This is a genomic window from Streptomyces sp. NPDC042259 (assembly GCF_055582085.1).
Genome location: NZ_JBVJDW010000010.1, coordinates 32595 through 47414, shown reverse-complemented (window position 1 = coordinate 47414; position 14820 = coordinate 32595). Strand labels below are relative to the sequence as shown.

The window sequence follows — 14820 nt, the reverse complement described above, 5'->3', positions numbered from 1 at the left end:
TTTCCGGACCCCGCGTGCCCGGAAAGGGGGATGACGTCAAAGGCTCCCGGCCGTCAGTGGCCGCCGTTCGCGGAACCGTTGCCCGACAGAATCGGGATCTCGTCGAGGATGTGCGAGAGCTGGTCGTCGCCGTCGCTGATCGTCGAGTTGTCGGTGCACTGCTGCTGCTGCTGCGAAGTGAGGATCGGGATGTCCTGGATGCCGATGTTGATCAGCGCGACAACCGACTGGATGCCGAGCTTGCCGATGGCCAGGCACGGCTTGTTCAGCGTGCCCTGGATCAGGCTCATCTGCGGGCTTTCCTTGCCCCCGGTGACCGTGTTGCCGTAACCGGTCTTGGCGGCGTTGCCGTTGGCGACGTCATTGTTGTCGTTGTCGACCGCCATCGCCGGGGCGGTGATGGCGCCGACCGCGGAAACCGTCATCGCAGTCGTGGCGAGTACCTTCTTGAGCACGTCCATGCCTTTCGATCGTTTAGCGCCCCTCACAAGGAAGCGACCTGAGTAACTCCGGCCGATTTAAGAAGTTCCGGACATTCACTCATTTGAGCCAGCCGGATCCTGGGGGCGCCATCGAAAGACAAGCGGCAAGCCGCCGGGTGTTTTCGCATTGTGCTGATAACGCGGCGCGCGCGGCGGCGCTTCGGTAGCCGTCGGCCCGCCCGGACAGTCCCCTCACAGGAGCGTCCGGGCGGGCTTCGAACAGCCTCAAGGGCTACTTGACGCGTCCGTACCAGACACTGTTCGTCCAGATCTTCTCCAGCCGCACGGACTTACCCGGCTTCGGAGAGTGCCAGATCTGATTCTTCCCGGCGTAGATCCCCACGTGGTAGACGTTGCTGCCCGAGTGGAAGAACACCAGGTCGCCGGGCTGACGTGAGCCGGACGAAAGATGCCTGGTCTTGTTGTACTGCGAAGCCGCGGTACGCGGCAGAGCCTTACCCGCCTTCTTGAAGGCGTACAGCGTCAGGCCCGAGCAGTCGAAACGGTTCGGACCGGTGGCGCCGTACTGATACGGCGACCCCTTCTTGGAGGCCGCGATCTGCAGCGCCTTCGTTCCCGGAGTCGCCGCCTGTGCGTCGGTTGCCAGAGTCGGGATCAGCATCGACGCGGTGACGGTGGCCGCGGTCAGAACGGAAGCCGTTCCGGCCCGGGAAAGAAGTGCGGGTATGCCAGGAAACGCAGACATGCCAAAGCCCTTCGTCATCCGCCTACGAAAGGTGACCTGTCGGGTTCGGGCTGACAAAGTTGCCCGGTCACCGAAGTGACTTCACCCCAAGAACCACCGCCATCGTGGTTCGTCGTGCTTGGGTCTCCCGCTCCTGCCGATCCTTGATCTGTATCTGCACCCGGTCGGCGGCAGGACTCGGCGTCCGCCCGGGTCGCCCGCCTCTGTGACGGGTTCTTGTGTGTTCGATCAGAGATCCTGCATCATCGGCCGCCCGAAAACAGAGCCCGGACCCCCTTCTGTGAACTTGTTCACTTCACGTCACACCGGGGAACCGGGGTCCGTTTCCGCCCCGCCCGAACCCCTGTCAACACCGCGCTCCGCATGCGAATCGGCTTCGGCCCGCGCGGGAAAGCCGCTGAATAGCAGGGGAGTTACCGGTGGTCGCGAGCGGAACCCACCGGGGGTCACAAGCACGGTCCACGGTATGCGCCCGTCGCTTCCGGATGCGTTCTCGCCGACTGACCGAATAACAGCTTCCGCATTGTGTACGACCGGGGCGGACTGACGGGTGATGAGCGTTCGCGGCCCTTCCCGTTCGACTTCGGGGCGAGCGATCCCTCTCGACGGAACCCTAAGCGTGGACACCTCCCCACTTGATGTTAGGGTCGGGTCCGGCAAGTGGGGGCCAATCCCCACTTGATCTCCGGTCATGGTCCGGAGCGACGAAGGGAAACGCCTGTGTCCACGCCGTCCCTCGAAGACCTCACGCCCGCCGGCACGGACTTCGCCCAGGACCCGTATCCGCTCTACGCGAGCCTGCGGGAGCGGGGCCCCGTCCACCGGGTGCGGACCCCCGACGGACGCGAGTCGTGGCTGGTCGTCGGCAACGACGAGGCCCGGGCCGCCCTGACGGACCCCCGGCTGCGCAACGACATCCGCCACTCGCCGGACTGGGAGGACGACGGCGGATACGCGATCGGTCTGAACATGCTCCAGGTCGACCCGCCGCACCACACGCGCCTGCGCGCTTTCGTCGCCAAGGAGTTCACCCCGCGCCGCATCGAGGAGCTGCGCCCCCGCATCGAGCGCCGGGCCGGTGAACTCCTCGACGCGATGCTGCCGCTCGGCCGCGCCGACCTCGTGGAGTCCTTCGCGCTGCCCCTGCCGCTGACGGTCATCTGCGAACTGCTCGGGGTGCCCGTCGCGGACCGTGCCGCGTTCCGCGAGTGGTCCAACGAGATCGTCCTGCCCAGCGGCCCGGAGGCCGCCGGCGCCGCCGCCCGGGCGATGACCGGGTACTTCGTCTCGCTCATCGAGGCCAAGCGGCAGGCGCCCGGCGACGATCTGCTCAGCGCCCTGACCACCGCCACGGACGACGACGGCGACCGGCTCTCACCCGACGAACTGCTGGGCATGGCCTTCGTCCTGCTCGTCGCGGGCCACGAGACGACCGTCAACCTCATCTCCAGCGGCGTCCACGAACTGCTGCGCCATCCCGGGCAACTGGCGGAGCTGCGCGCCGACTGGTCCCTGCTCGACGGTGCGATCGAGGAGATGCTCCGCTACGGCTGCCCGGTCGAGCGGTGCGCCTTCCGTTACACCGCCGAGCCGGTGGAGATCGGCGGCACCACCGTCCCCGCCCGGGAACCGGTGATCATCGTGCTCGCCGCGGCGGCCCGCGACCCCCGGCACTTCCCCGACCCCGACCGCTTCGACATCCACCGCGAGCCCCGGGGGCACCTCGCCTTCGGCCACGGCGTCCACCACTGCCTCGGCGCCCCGCTCGCCCGGATGGAGGCGGCCATCGCCCTCAGGGCCCTGCTGGAGCGCTGCCCGGACCTGGCCTTCGACGTCGACCCCGCCGAGCTGACCTGGCGGCCGAGCATGGCGCTGCGCGGACTGCTCAGCCTGCCGGTGCGCTTCACGCCGGAGCGGTAGCGGGCGGGCGACGGTGCCCCGGACCCGCGTGCCGGCCCGGGCCACCGTGCCGGCGGGTGGGTTTCAGCCGCCCGCGCCGGCGGGCGGGCGGTTGTCGGGCACCTCACGGCCGGGCAGCATGTCGCCCCGCTCGTCCGGCCGGACGCCGCCCCGCTCGCGCAGCGGCGGGAGCACCGCGTCCAGTTCCTGGTCGTTCGCCGGGTGGGCGGCCTCGGCGGCGCCGCGCAGGACGTCCCGGCTCACCTCGCCGCGGGACGCGCTGAGCCGGACCACGTAACCGTCCTTGGCCACGGCGTACTCATGCGAGCCCGCCGTGGAGCGGTACCACAGGGCACCCTCCCGCTCACAGCTCGTCAGGCCGCTGCCCTCACCGTAGACGGGGACGTCGGCGCAGTTCGCCTCGGTCAGCGTGCCGTGGTCGACGGTCAGCCACAGCACCGCGCCGCCCTTGACGTAGGCACCGGAGAAGCCGTCGTCGTTGATGACGCCGACGGACTGCTCGGCGAGCGTGAATCCCGGGACGGTGGTGACGTGGATCAGCTCGATGGCGGTCCCGATGGCGCGGGCCCGTGCCTCGAGTTCCGCCCGGTCGACGAGGGCGGCGGCCTGGGCGGCCGCGGAGGTCACGGGACGCTCGGTCCGGTCCACGGTCTGGGCCGAAGCACCGGCGGTGAGGGCGAGCGGCAGCAGCAGGGCCGCGGAGACCACCGGAATACGTAAGGAACGAATCATGCGAACATAATTCCGTAATGCGGACCCGCATCCGCGGCAAGCCGGGCGCGCATGACGCGAATTGACCGAACTATTGCTCGATCGCGTAGCTCGGGTGGGTACCGGGACGGGAAGCGGTGGGCGGCGGCGGGCTCCAGTGGTCGCCGGTGCCCAGCGCGCGGTGGACGGAGACCTCGCCGCCGAGTGGCGCGCAGCCGGCGCGGATGTGGTCGGCCTTGCCGGCCAGGTCCGCGTCGGCGGCGTCGAGGAGGACGCCGAGCATCGTGCCGCTGTGCGCGAGGACCAGGCCGAGGCCGTCCACCTCGTGGCACAGGCGGCGCAGGTCCGCGAAACCGCCGCGCACCCGGCGCCGGGCGTTCATCTCGGCGCTGCGGGTGGCGACGGCGCCGACGGCGGGCAGGTCGCCGGTGGCGACCGCGTCGGTCAGCAGACCCAGGAGGGCGGCGTACTCGCGGCGTTCCCCGGCGTCGAAGACCCGGGGCCGGCGGTTGTGGGTGACGGTGTCGACCCGTCCGCCCTCGTCATGGGCGACGACGGTGAGCGGGGGCAGCACGCCCAGCCGGTGGCCGAGCCGTACGTCCCGGTGGTGGAAGGCGACGATCTCGTCGTACATGACGCCGTCGGTGGGTTCGACACCCCGCAGGAACGCTTCGGTCCGGGCGGGGGTGAACGTCACGTCCCACGCCGCGCCGACCGCCCGTACCGTGGCCACCAGGTCGGCGGACGAGCTGGCCAGGCCCTTGCCCTCGGGCAGTTCGCCGCCGATGTCCAGCAGCCCGCCGCCGCCCGCCCCGAGGGAGGCGAGGACCCGGGCGGCGACCCGGCGGGACTTGTCCTTGTGGGCGGGGCGGACCACGATCGCGCCGGCGCCGGGGTCGTGGTGGAAGACGGCAGTGGACCAGCGGGCGATCGGGAAGGTGACGAGGAACTCGCCGCGCGGTGCGGGCAGGGCCCCTTGCAGCAGCTCCCCGAACGTACCGAAGGCCCGGCCGACGCCGGTCCGGGTGCCGCTCGCGCTCTCCTGGCCGGCGCGTCGCACGCTCGTCACCACCGGTACCGGCAAGGCTCTCCCCCGTTCCGTCTCCCGCCCCCCGGTGACCGGTCCGGGACGTCCGGCGGAGCGGGCACAATTATCGGGTGTCCCGAAACAGCGCACGCCGGCAGCCGGCGATCACCGATTCCTCCCCCTGCCCCTGCGGGCGCGCGGCGGCCTACCGCGACTGCTGCGGCGCCTTCCACCGCGGGGAGACATCGGCTCCCACTCCCGAGCGCCTCATGCGCTCCCGCTACAGCGCCTTCGCCGTCCGGGACGCCGCCTACCTGCTGCGCACCTGGCATCCCACGACCCGGCCGGACGGTCTCGATCTCGACCCGGACCAGCGGTGGACGGGGCTCGAGATCCTCGGCACGACGGGAGGCAGCGCCTTCCACACCGAGGGGACGGTCGAATTCGTCGCGCATTACAGCGAGCGGGGACACGCGGACAGTCAGCACGAGAACAGCCGCTTCGTCCGCGACGACGGACAGTGGGTCTACGTGAGCCCGGTCCCCTCGAAGGCGGACACTCCCTGAGGGGAGGGTGAGGGGGGTCAGAAGCCGACCGGGCAGACGTTCAGCCCGGCCGCACGGGATTTGGTGAAGGACGTCAGCCCCAGCTTGTTGGCGTCTTCGAGGTAGCCGTTCGCCCTGGCGAAGTCGCCGCGCCGCGCCACCGCGACCGACGTTTCGTACATGCGTATCGCCGTGTCGGTGGAGGCGTAGGCGTCGCGCACGGAGCTCGCGATCCCCGGCGGCATTTTGATCTTCCCCCAGTCGCGGTGGGCCGCCCGCATGACGGCGACCACCCCGCCCATGCGGTCGTAGAACACGGCCGGTCCCGCGTTCCGCGGTTCCGGGCCGAGCGCGGCCAGGGCCGGCTGATGCCGGGCACACGCGGCATCGGCCCGCTCGATGTACCCCGTTTTCCCGAACGGGGCGATGATTCCGCTGGCGTACAGCAGCCCGATCACCGCGAGCAGCACTCCGGTGACGGGGACTCCGACTTTGAGCCAGCGTTTGTCGTCACCCATCGCGGCCCCCGTCCCTCCGATGCAGGAGTCAACGAAGGTACTGCTGTACGAGCGCCCCCTCTACGGCGCACAGGCGCATCGCGGAGCGCGCCCCCGGAGAGCGGGACCGGACCGGGCGGCCGGAGGCGGACCGGCGGCCGGGCCCCGGCCGCCCGGCCTCGCGGGGGCCGGACCGGGCCGGGCACGCCTCACCCTCGGGGTCACTCGCCCCGCGACGCGTTCTTCTCCTTGATGCGCACCGCTTCCTTGCGGACCTCGGCCTGGGTGGCGCGCTCCCGCAGCAGCCACTCGGGCTGGTCCTGCTTCAACGCCTCGATCTGCTCCGTGGTGAGGGCGTCCGTGACGCCGCCCCGCGCGAGGCCCGCGATGGAGACGCCCAGCTTGGCCGCGACCACCGGACGGGGGTGCGGGCCGTTGCGTCGCAGCTCCTGCAGCCACTCGGGCGGGTCGGCCTGCAGGGCGTTCAGCTCGGTGCGCGAGACGACACCCTCCTGGAACTCGGCGGGGGTGGCCTCGAGGTACACACCCAGCTTCTTCGCCGCGGTCGCGGGCTTCATGGTCTGGGTGGTCTTGTGCGACGTCATGCTGTCAAGAGTATCGAGCGTGTGCGCTACCTCTGACCACGACCGGTAACCTGGCGGAGTGACAGGCTCGGATGTTTCCCCTTCGTTCCGGCTCGCGTATGTCCCGGGAGTGACGCCCACGAAATGGGTGCGGATCTGGAACGAGCGGTTGCCCGACGTCCCGCTGACCCTCGTCGCGGTGTCCCCCGCCGAGGCGTTCGACGTGCTGCGGGCCGGTGGCGCCGACGCGGGTTTCGTACGGCTGCCGGTCGACCGGACGGATCTCAGCGCGATCCCCCTCTACACCGAGACGACGGTGGTGGTGGTCCCGAAGGATCACATCGTCGCGGCGGTCGAGGAGGTGTCCCCCGAGGACCTGGCCGACGAGATCCTGCTGCACCCCCTCGACGACACCCTCGACTGGGAGCGCCCGCCCGGGCGGCCCGCGATCGAGCGCCCCGCCACGACGGCCGACGCCGTCGAGCTGGTGGCGGCGGGGGTGGGTCTGCTCGTCGTCCCGCAGTCCCTCGCCCGTCTGCACCACCGCAAGGACCTCACGTACCGGCCCCTCTCGGACGTCCCCGAGTCGCGCGTCGCGCTGTCGTGGCCCGAGGACAGGACCACCGATCTGGTGGAGGACTTCATCGGGATCGTCCGGGGGCGGACCGTCAACAGTTCACGCGGCCGCACCCAGGCCAAGGCCCAGCCGCAGGCGCAGCCGAAGCGCAAGCGCCCCGACGCCGGTGGCGGGCAGCGCAAGCCCGCGGCCCGCAAGCCGGCCGGCAAGAATCCGCGCGGTGGTTCCGGCGGCCCCAAGGGGGCCAAGCGCGGCAAGCCTCGCGGCCGGGGGTAGTCCTCGGCGGTGCTCCGCTGCCGGACGCCGCGCTCAGAACCCGTCGCACGTGGCGGTGGCCGCCGCCCCGGAGGCGGTGGCGGTGATCGGTTCGCCGTCGTCGACCGTGACGCGGCACGTCGCGGAGCCGCCTCGCGGGCCGATGGTGACGGCGAGCAGGCCGCCCTTGACGAAGCCCTTGGTGCCGAAACGTTTCCGCCACGGCAGGGACGACACCTTCTCCAGGCTCTCGGAGCGGTTCCCGCTGTTCCACGTGGTGTGGACGATCGTCACGTCCTTGGCGTCGCCGGTCACCTCGTAGCTCACCTCGACGGTCTTGTCGGACTCGTCCGAGACGACGGCGAACAGGGCCGCGCATCCGCCGACGACCAACAGCAGCAGGACCAGCAGGACCCACGGCCACTTCCGGCGGCGGTGCGCGGGCGGCGCGTGGTGCGGATGCCCCGCCGACGGCCCGCCCCGGCCGAAGGCGCCGTGCGGCCCTGACGCGGATGTGTCCGGCATGAGTGCGCGCCCTTCCTACGATCGGCACCGACCCTGGCCGACGTATCGGATGAATTCCACGCGAGCGGGGCATTCATGCTAGGCCGTAGGACTCACCGGCCTCCCGGCACTCGATTCTGTACCTACCAGTATGTACATTGATCTTGTGAGCACCTCGGAACGTCTGATCGAAAGCACCCGTGAACTCCTGTGGGAACGCGGCTACGTCGGCACCAGCCCCAAGGCCATCCAGCAGCACGCGGGGGCCGGTCAGGGCAGCATGTACCACCACTTCAGCGGCAAGCCCGATCTCGCGCTCGCCGCGATCCGCCGCACCGCGGCGGAACTGCGGGAGCGGGCGGAGCGGCAGTTCAGCGCTCCGGGCACGGCCGTCGAGCGGATCTCGGCCTATCTGCTGCGCGAGCGGGACGTCCTGCGGGGCTGCCCGATCGGACGCCTCACCCAGGACCCCGAGGTCCTCGCCGACCCGGCGCTGCGCGCACCCGTCGAGGAGACCTTCGACTGGCTGCGCGGCCGCCTCACCGAGGTGCTGGCCGAGGGCCGCGAGCGCGGCGAGCCGACCGCCGGCCTCGACCCGGCCGACACGGCCTCGGCCGTCATGGCGGTGCTCCAGGGCGGTTACGTGCTCGCCCGCGCGGCCGGGTCCACGGAGCCGTACGACCGGGCCGTCAGGGGTGCGCTCGGCCTGCTGGGCGCGCACACGGCCGACGGTCATGGACGAGAGACGAACTGAGGAACACCCGTGTACGCGATGCAGTACGAGATCACCCTGCCCGCCGACTACGACATGCGGATCATCCGCGAGCGGGTGGCGACCCGCGGCCACGCCCTCGACGACCGGCCCGGTCTCGGGCTCAAGGCCTACCTCATCCGCGAGCGGGGGGTGAACGGTTCGCCCGTCCACCAGTACGCCCCCTTCTACCTGTGGGACGACATCGGCGCGATGAGTCACTTCCTCGTCGGCCGCGGGGGCTTCCAGGGCATCATCGCCGACTTCGGGCGCCCCGCCGTCCGCCAGTGGGCGGGCATCGCCCAGGAGGCGGGCCCCGCCCGCGCGCGCACGCCCCGGGCCGCGTCCCGCAGTGTCACACCGCTGCCCGCCGGGGCCGACCCGGCCGACGTGGTCGGCGACGCCCTCGAAGAACTGCGCGCCCTGGCCGGGCACGCGGAGGTGCACACCACGGCGCTGGCCTTCGACCCCCACCACTGGGAACTGATGCGTTTCACCCTCTGGGCCGATGCCGTCCCTCAGGCACCCGGAACCCGCACCGCCGACACCGAGCGCTACGAGGTGCTGCACCTGTCGGCGCCGCACCTGTCGGCGATCCCGGCGGGTCGGCACTGGTAGCGCCCGACCGCACATAAGGGGGCATATTGCGCTTTTCGCCTCCCGCTTTTCCGGCGGAGAGAGGCGATCCGGCGGCAAACCACAAGATCGCTCCCCCCTTCCTTTCCTTTCGCCACCCGGGATATCCCTGAAAGCGGGCGGCCGGTTCCCCGGCCGCCCGCACCGCCCGGAACCCTGGAAAGGAACCCCACCATGAGTGACGCACCGTCGGGGACCCCCGCGCACGAAGCCGGCTGGTACGTGGACGACCGCTGTACGAACTGCGACGTCGCCCGGCAGCTCGCCCCCTCGCTGATCGGCGAGATCGACGGCCGCTCGGAGATCCTCCGCCAGCCGCGCGACACCGAGGAGGAGGCCCTGTTGCACGCCGCCGCGTACGCCTGCCCCACCCGGTCGATCCGGCACACCGCCCGCGGGCTCGATCCGGCGCTGGACCCGTTCCCGCTGGCCCTCGACGAGGGGGTGCTGCTGTGCGGGCACAACTCCAATCACACGGCGGGAGCCAACGCCTATCTCCTGCGCCGCCCGTCGGGAACCGTGATGATGGTCGACACGCCCCGCTGGAGCGAGCCGCTGGCCGCGCGGTACGAGGCGCTCGGTCCGGTCACCGACATCCTGCTCACCCACCGCGACCACAGCGCGCACGGGCGCCGCTACGCCGACCGCTTAGGGGCCCGGCTGTGGATCCACGAAGGCGACCTCGACGCCGCGCCGGACGCGGACCGGGTGCTGCGCGGCACCGGCCCGGTCACGATCGCCGAGGGGGTCGTCGCGCATCCGCTGCCCGGGCACACCGAGGGCAGCGTGGTCTATGTCGCGGACGAGCGGTACTGCTTCAGTGGCGACAGCTTCTACTGGTCCCGGACGACGGCGGACATCGAGGTGGCGGAGAGCGTCACCTGGTACTCCATCGAGGAGCTGGCCGCCTCGCTGTCGCGCACCGCCGCCCGGCTGCGCTTCGAGTGGCTGCTGCCCGGCCACGGGGACCGCAAGCACCTCCCGGCCGCGGAGATGTCCCGGCGGCTCGAAGGGCTGACGCTCCGCACCGGGGCGCTGCGGCCCCGGCCCGTCGACTTCACCGCCGTCCGGTGGTGAACGGCCGGACCCGGCCCGGTGCGCCGGGCCGGGTCCGGCACGCGCCGCACTCCCTCGCGTGCGGCGGCCCGCCGGCCGTGTGGCGGCCGGAAACGGGACGGCGGCGGCCCGTTCGGGCCGCCGCTGTCATTTGCCTCCGCTCGCGGTCGTCTTCGCCGCCTGATGGCCCGGGGGCGCGGGCTCGCCCTCCCGGCGGCGGGCCAGCAGTTTGGGGCCGGCCAGCACCACGGCGTTGCCGAGCAGCACCAGGAGAACGCCGAGCACGTCCCGCGCCGACCAGCTGAAGTCCTCGAAGACGGTGGACAGCAGCAGCGAGACGATCGGGAAGAGCACCGTCGCGTACGCGGCGCGCTCGCCGCCGATGCGGCCGAGCAGCGTCAGATAGGTGCCGAAGCCGATCACCGATCCGAACAGCGCCAGGTAGAGCAGGGAGCCGGTGTACTTCCACGTCGGCTCGTAGAGCGTGCCGTGGCCGAGGACGGCGGCGAACGGGGCGATGAGCAGCGCACCGTAGGCCATCGACCAACCGGTGCTCTGCACCACCGGCACCCCTTCGGCCTGCACCTTGCCGGAGACCACGTTGCCGAGACAGAACACCAGGGTTCCGGCGATGGACAGCACCGTGCCCAGCCCGTTGCCGGAGTCCGGGTCGAAGTCCGCGAGCGCCGGCCAGAAGACCGTGCCGATGCCCAGCAGACCGATGCCGCCGCCGATCAGCACGACCGGGGACACCCTGCGGTGGAAGAACAGCCGCGCGAAGACGATGTTCACCAGCAGGGACATGGCGAAGAGGATGGAGACCAGCCCCGTCGCGAGATGCTGCTCCGCGAAGTAGAAGCACACGAAGTTGCCCGAGAACATCAGGCCGCCCATGAGCGCGAACCGGGCGTGCATCCGCGCGGGGTACTTCAGCGGCAGCCCCCGCGCGCGGGCGTAGGCCAGCATGAGGACGGCGGCGAGCGCGAAGCGGTAGAAGATGGACAGGGTGGGATGGACCTCGCCGAGCTGGCCCTTGATGGCCAGCCAGGTCGAGCCCCAGATCACCACGGTCACCGCGTAGAGCACGGCGTTCATCGCGCCAGGCCCTTCTCCACGAGCACGGCGAGCCGCGAGACGCCCTCGCGGATCTGCTCCGGGGAGAGGTAACTGCACGACAGGCGCAGCCGGTTGTCGCCCGAGCCGTCGGTGTGGAAGTAGCGCATCGGGGCCCAGAGCACCCCGTGCTCGCGGGCGGAGAGCTCCAGCAGGGCGTCGTCGGCGGGGAACGGCAGGGTGAGGGTCAGGAAGAAACCCCCCTCGGGGGCGTTCCAGTGGATGCCGGTGCGCTCGCGCGTCGCGGCGGGGAAGTGCTCCTCCAGCGACTCCAGCAGCACGTCCAGGTTGTCGCGGTAGAACGCGATGGCCGGTGCGTTGGCCTCGCGCAGACGACAGCCGTGGACGACGAGCATGCCGCCGATGAGTGCCTGGCTGAGGGTGGGGGTGTTGACCGTGACCATGCTCTTGATCTTGGACAGTTCGTCCGCGAGGAGCGTGCGCCGGCCGTCGGGCGCGAGGACCGTCTGGTCGGCGACCACATAGCCGACGCGGGCGCCGGGGAAGCAGGTCTTGGCGAACGAGCCGAGGTGGACGACCCGCCTGCGGGTGTCCAGTGCCTTCAGGGTGGGCCGGACGGTGTCGGTGCGGGTGAAGAAGCCGTACGGGTTGTCCTCCAGGATCAGCAGGTCTTCCGCGTCCGCGAGGGCGAGCAGCTCGTGGCGGCGCTCCACCGGCATGCAGGTGCCGGAGGGGTTGGAGAAGTCCGGCACGGTGTACAGGGCCCGGGGGCGCTTTCCCGCCGCCCGTAGCGTGTGGATCGCGCGGCGCAGCGCGTCGAGGTCGACGCCGCCCTCGTCCTCGGTGACGGGTGCCGTCTCGACGCCGAGCAGCCGCGCGGCGCCCATGATGCCCACGTAGTTGGGGTCGGTGACGAGCAGGACGTCGTCGGACCCGGCGAACAGGGCGCGCAACGTGATGAGCATGCCCTCCTGGCAGCCCACGGTGACGACGATGCCCGCCGGATCGGCGTCGATGCCCTCGTCGTTGTGGAGCGTCCGCGCGATCAGCTCGTGGATCTGGCCGTTGGTGCGTCCGTACTGGAAGAGGGTGGTGCGCACCTGGTCGGGGCTCTGGCCGAGGTCCTCGGTGAGGTACCGGGTCCAGGCCTGGAGGTACTCGGTGATCCGGTCGACCTCGAAGAGGCCCTCGTAGGGGCGGCCCGGGCCGAAGGAGATGGCGTCCGGGTAGCGGAGGGTGATCTCGTTGAGGAAGTTCATCACCTCCATGAGCGGGTCGGCCAGCGAGCCGTGCAGTTCGCCGAGCGGCAGGACGGCTCCGGTGACGCTCTCGTCGGTGGTCTCGGCAGCCGTCACCGCTTGTCCTCCCACAGCACCGGGCAGAACTCGGGGTCGGTGTAGTCGGGGTTGCCGTCGGCGTCCCGGCGCACCAGTACGTCGTTGTTGTAGACCACGTTACCGCCGGTGGACAGCGGGTAGGGGCGCCACTGGTTCGCGGCGTCCTGCAGGTGCAGGCTGATGGCGCGGCGGGGCCGGTCGCTGGTGTTGAGTCCGCTGCCGTGGTACGTGCGGCAGTGGTGGAAGCTCATGTGCCCCTTGGGGATGATCATGGGGATCTTGCGGATCTCGACGCCGTTGAAGTCGGCGTTCTCCTTGAGCATGTCCTCCAGTTCGGAGCGGTCCCGCTCGGCGAAGTGGCGGGTCACGGAGTCGCCGGCGGGGATCTCGCGCCAGGTGTGGCTGCCGTCCACCATGGTGATGGTGCCCAGTTCCTCGTCGCAGTCGTGGAACGGGATGAAGGCGGTCAGCATCTCGTCCGAGGAGCAGGTCTGCCAGTAGTGGCGGTCGAAGTGCCACGGGACGATGTTGCGGGCGTCCTCGGGACGCGGGGGCTTGTAGATGAGGGTGCTGTTCCACAGCCGGATCTGCTCGGTGCGGGCGATGAGCGCGGCGGTGGCGGCGATGACCGGCTTCGACAGGATCCGCCGGATCGTGTCGTCCTCGTAGAAGATGTAGTCGTTGTGCCGGTGCACGTCCCCCTGCTCCGGCTCCCAGTACGCCAGGCGCGGCGGCCGGACGGGCAGGATGCGGTCGCGGTGCCCGGCGTAGAACCGCTCGCTGGCTTCGAGGAGTTCGTCGACCTCGGCGTCGGTGAGCAGCTGCTTCGTCAGGAACCAGCCGTGCTCCTGGTAGAACTCCACGTCCTGGGCGGTGGGCAGGAGTTCGCGGTCGGCCGGGCCGAGGTCGAAGGCAGCGGCGGCGGCCGAGGTCAGCTCTTCGGCGGTGCTCATCGGTGGGTGCTCTCCTTGCTGGGGGTGTGGTGGGGCGCTGCGGAACGGGGGGCGGGGCCGGCCGGAGGGGTGTCGCGGAGCCGGAGCATCCCGGCGTCGACGGACGCGAGATCGGGGCGGCCGGTCAGCGCCATGGCGTCCTCGAGTTCGGCGCGCAGGATCGACAGCACGTCCCGGGCGCCGGCGGAGCCCGAGACGGCCAGGCCCCACAGCACGGGGCGGCCGACCAGCACGGCGCGGGCGCCGAGGGCGAGGGCGGTGAGGACGTCCGTGCCGCGGCGGATGCCGCCGTCGACGTAGACCTCACAGCGGCCGGCGGCCGCGGCGACGACCTCGGGCAGGGCCTCCAGGGCCGGGACGGCGCCGTCGAGCTGACGGCCGCCGTGGTTGGACACCACGATGCCTTCGACGCCCAGTTCGGCGGCGCGGGCCGCGTCCTCGCCGCTCAGCACGCCCTTGAGGACGAGCGGCAGGGAGGTGAGCGAGCGCAGCCAGGCCAGGTCGTCCCAGCCGAACGCCGCGTCGTGGTGCCGGGCGGCGTGTGCGCCGATCACGGAGGCCCCGCTCGTGGCCTGCTGGAGTCCGCTCGCGTGGCGGTCGTCGAAGTTCGCCGGGACCATGCCGGACGGCAGGCTGAAGGCGTTGCGCAGGTCCCGGGCGCGGCGCGGGACGCGTGGGGTGTCCACGGTGACGACCAGCGCGCGGTAGCCGGCCGCCTCGGCCCGCCGTACGAGTGCCTCCGTCGTGGGGCGGTCGCGGAAGACGTAGAGCTGCATCCACAGGGGGGCGCCCGCGGCGGCTTCCGCGATCTCCTCCAGCGGGGTGCCGGAGAACGTGCTGACGACCGTCAGGGCCCCCGCCCCGGCCGCCGCGCGGACGGTGCCGGGCTCGGCCTCGGGGCTGACGAGCCCGTGGTAGGCCATGGGGGCGATGGCGACGGGGAGTTCCACGGGGCTGCCGAGCAGGGTGGTGCTCAGGTCGCAGTGGGAGACGTCGACGAGGACCCGGGTGCGCAGCCGGTAGCGGCGGTAGGCGTCCTCGCACTCGCGCAGGGTCCGCTCGTCGCCGCTGCCCCCCTCGATGTAGTCCCAGGCCGCGGGATCGACGAGGGCGCGGGCGGCGGTGCGGTAGTCGTCCAGGGTGACCGGTGCCGACCGGCCGGGCGCGGTCGCGCTCCCCGGGGGCGACAAGGGCTCGGTGGGCAT

At 71.4% G+C, this 14820-nt stretch carries 17 protein-coding genes and 1 riboswitch; of the genes, 6 read left to right on the top strand and 11 right to left on the bottom strand.

Going from position 1 to position 14820, the window contains the following annotated elements; translation table 11 throughout:
• Nucleotides 1-53: 53 nt before the first annotated feature.
• The gene (locus ACZ6MA_RS24515; RefSeq protein WP_469436331.1) at nucleotides 54-455 is read right to left on the bottom strand and encodes a rodlin; all 402 of its coding nucleotides are present in this window, start codon (nucleotides 453-455) and stop codon (nucleotides 54-56) included.
• Nucleotides 456-714: 259 nt separating this feature from the next.
• On the bottom strand, nucleotides 715-1188 hold the full coding sequence (locus ACZ6MA_RS24510) for a C40 family peptidase (protein ID WP_184734272.1): 474 nt from the start codon (nucleotides 1186-1188) through the stop codon (nucleotides 715-717).
• 4 nt (nucleotides 1189-1192) lie between these two features.
• Nucleotides 1193-1357, bottom strand: a riboswitch (cyclic di-AMP (ydaO/yuaA leader).
• Between the two features lie 551 nt (nucleotides 1358-1908).
• Here ACZ6MA_RS24510 and ACZ6MA_RS24505 point away from each other — a divergent pair.
• Entirely contained in the window at nucleotides 1909-3108 is a 1200-nt protein-coding gene (locus ACZ6MA_RS24505) for a cytochrome P450 family protein (RefSeq protein ID WP_469436079.1), read from the top strand.
• A 63-nt stretch (nucleotides 3109-3171) separates the two neighbouring features.
• Here ACZ6MA_RS24505 and ACZ6MA_RS24500 read toward each other — a convergent pair whose 3' ends face one another.
• Together ACZ6MA_RS24500 and ACZ6MA_RS24495 are read right to left on the bottom strand one after the other, a co-directional pair.
• Nucleotides 3172-3840: a hypothetical protein gene (locus tag ACZ6MA_RS24500; RefSeq protein ID WP_469436078.1), complete on the bottom strand. Its 669-nt coding sequence runs from the start codon at nucleotides 3838-3840 to the stop codon at nucleotides 3172-3174.
• A 70-nt stretch (nucleotides 3841-3910) separates the two neighbouring features.
• A complete protein-coding gene (locus ACZ6MA_RS24495) occupies nucleotides 3911-4879 on the bottom strand; it encodes a GHMP family kinase ATP-binding protein (RefSeq protein WP_469436077.1) in 969 nt (322 codons plus the stop codon).
• Nucleotides 4880-4977: 98 nt separating this feature from the next.
• Here ACZ6MA_RS24495 and ACZ6MA_RS24490 point away from each other — a divergent pair, with 98 nt between their 5' ends.
• Nucleotides 4978-5412: a YchJ family protein gene (locus tag ACZ6MA_RS24490; protein WP_469436076.1), complete on the top strand. Its 435-nt coding sequence runs from the start codon at nucleotides 4978-4980 to the stop codon at nucleotides 5410-5412.
• Between the two features lie 17 nt (nucleotides 5413-5429).
• Here ACZ6MA_RS24490 and ACZ6MA_RS24485 read toward each other — a convergent pair whose 3' ends face one another.
• Both ACZ6MA_RS24485 and ACZ6MA_RS24480 read right to left on the bottom strand, forming a co-directional pair.
• Complete coding sequence (locus ACZ6MA_RS24485) at nucleotides 5430-5909, bottom strand: hypothetical protein (RefSeq protein WP_469436075.1); 480 nt, start codon at nucleotides 5907-5909, stop codon at nucleotides 5430-5432.
• A gap of 200 nt (nucleotides 5910-6109) precedes the next feature.
• Nucleotides 6110-6493: a DUF5997 family protein gene (locus ACZ6MA_RS24480; protein ID WP_469436074.1), complete on the bottom strand. Its 384-nt coding sequence runs from the start codon at nucleotides 6491-6493 to the stop codon at nucleotides 6110-6112.
• Between the two features lie 58 nt (nucleotides 6494-6551).
• On the opposite strand from ACZ6MA_RS24480, the gene ACZ6MA_RS24475 reads away from it, so the two are divergent.
• Nucleotides 6552-7325, top strand: a complete 774-nt coding sequence (locus ACZ6MA_RS24475) for a LysR family substrate-binding domain-containing protein (RefSeq protein WP_469436073.1) — start codon at nucleotides 6552-6554, stop codon at nucleotides 7323-7325.
• Nucleotides 7326-7358: 33 nt separating this feature from the next.
• Here ACZ6MA_RS24475 and ACZ6MA_RS24470 read toward each other — a convergent pair whose 3' ends face one another.
• Nucleotides 7359-7829, bottom strand: a complete 471-nt coding sequence (locus ACZ6MA_RS24470) for a hypothetical protein (protein WP_469436072.1) — start codon at nucleotides 7827-7829, stop codon at nucleotides 7359-7361.
• A gap of 130 nt (nucleotides 7830-7959) precedes the next feature.
• Between ACZ6MA_RS24470 and ACZ6MA_RS24465 the strand changes: the two genes are divergently transcribed.
• The 3 genes from ACZ6MA_RS24465 to ACZ6MA_RS24455 all read left to right on the top strand — a co-directional run bounded on the left by ACZ6MA_RS24465 (nucleotide 7960) and on the right by ACZ6MA_RS24455 (nucleotide 10272).
• Nucleotides 7960-8562, top strand: coding sequence for a TetR/AcrR family transcriptional regulator (locus ACZ6MA_RS24465; RefSeq protein WP_469436071.1), 603 nt, complete (start codon nucleotides 7960-7962; stop codon nucleotides 8560-8562).
• Nucleotides 8563-8571: 9 nt separating this feature from the next.
• Complete coding sequence (locus ACZ6MA_RS24460; RefSeq protein ID WP_469436070.1) at nucleotides 8572-9177, top strand: DUF4865 family protein; 606 nt, start codon at nucleotides 8572-8574, stop codon at nucleotides 9175-9177.
• Between the two features lie 192 nt (nucleotides 9178-9369).
• A complete protein-coding gene (locus ACZ6MA_RS24455; RefSeq protein WP_469436069.1) occupies nucleotides 9370-10272 on the top strand; it encodes an MBL fold metallo-hydrolase in 903 nt (300 codons plus the stop codon).
• A gap of 126 nt (nucleotides 10273-10398) precedes the next feature.
• On the opposite strand, the gene ACZ6MA_RS24450 is transcribed toward ACZ6MA_RS24455, so the two are convergent.
• The 4 genes from ACZ6MA_RS24450 to ACZ6MA_RS24435 all read right to left on the bottom strand — a co-directional run bounded on the left by ACZ6MA_RS24450 (nucleotide 10399) and on the right by ACZ6MA_RS24435 (nucleotide 14820).
• Complete coding sequence (locus ACZ6MA_RS24450) at nucleotides 10399-11346, bottom strand: DMT family transporter (protein WP_469436068.1); 948 nt, start codon at nucleotides 11344-11346, stop codon at nucleotides 10399-10401.
• Nucleotides 11343-12593, bottom strand: a complete 1251-nt coding sequence (locus ACZ6MA_RS24445) for an aminotransferase-like domain-containing protein (protein ID WP_469436330.1) — start codon at nucleotides 12591-12593, stop codon at nucleotides 11343-11345. Before ACZ6MA_RS24445 ends, ACZ6MA_RS24450 begins: the two co-directional genes overlap by 4 nt.
• Nucleotides 12594-12676: 83 nt before the next feature.
• Nucleotides 12677-13615 carry a phytanoyl-CoA dioxygenase family protein gene (locus ACZ6MA_RS24440; protein ID WP_469436067.1) on the bottom strand — a complete coding sequence of 313 codons (939 nt, stop codon included), beginning with the start codon at nucleotides 13613-13615 and terminating at the stop codon, nucleotides 12677-12679.
• Nucleotides 13612-14820, bottom strand: coding sequence for an alpha-hydroxy acid oxidase (locus ACZ6MA_RS24435; RefSeq protein ID WP_469436329.1), 1209 nt, complete (start codon nucleotides 14818-14820; stop codon nucleotides 13612-13614). Before ACZ6MA_RS24435 ends, ACZ6MA_RS24440 begins: the two co-directional genes overlap by 4 nt.

Coding starts and splice junctions, on each gene's coding strand:
- ACZ6MA_RS24470 (WP_469436072.1), bottom strand. CDS start 7,829: ATGCCGGACACATCCGCGTCAGGGCCGCACGGCGCCTTCGGCCGGGGC.
- ACZ6MA_RS24455 (WP_469436069.1), top strand. CDS start 9,370: ATGAGTGACGCACCGTCGGGGACCCCCGCGCACGAAGCCGGCTGGTAC.
- ACZ6MA_RS24435 (WP_469436329.1), bottom strand. CDS start 14,820: ATGCCCACCGAGCCCTTGTCGCCCCCGGGGAGCGCGACCGCGCCCGGC.
- ACZ6MA_RS24450 (WP_469436068.1), bottom strand. CDS start 11,346: ATGAACGCCGTGCTCTACGCGGTGACCGTGGTGATCTGGGGCTCGACC.
- ACZ6MA_RS24440 (WP_469436067.1), bottom strand. CDS start 13,615: ATGAGCACCGCCGAAGAGCTGACCTCGGCCGCCGCCGCTGCCTTCGAC.
- ACZ6MA_RS24510 (WP_184734272.1), bottom strand. CDS start 1,188: ATGTCTGCGTTTCCTGGCATACCCGCACTTCTTTCCCGGGCCGGAACG.
- ACZ6MA_RS24445 (WP_469436330.1), bottom strand. CDS start 12,593: ATGGAGGTGATGAACTTCCTCAACGAGATCACCCTCCGCTACCCGGAC.
- ACZ6MA_RS24480 (WP_469436074.1), bottom strand. CDS start 6,493: ATGACGTCGCACAAGACCACCCAGACCATGAAGCCCGCGACCGCGGCG.
- ACZ6MA_RS24485 (WP_469436075.1), bottom strand. CDS start 5,909: ATGGGTGACGACAAACGCTGGCTCAAAGTCGGAGTCCCCGTCACCGGA.
- ACZ6MA_RS24500 (WP_469436078.1), bottom strand. CDS start 3,840: ATGATTCGTTCCTTACGTATTCCGGTGGTCTCCGCGGCCCTGCTGCTG.
- ACZ6MA_RS24465 (WP_469436071.1), top strand. CDS start 7,960: ATGTACATTGATCTTGTGAGCACCTCGGAACGTCTGATCGAAAGCACC.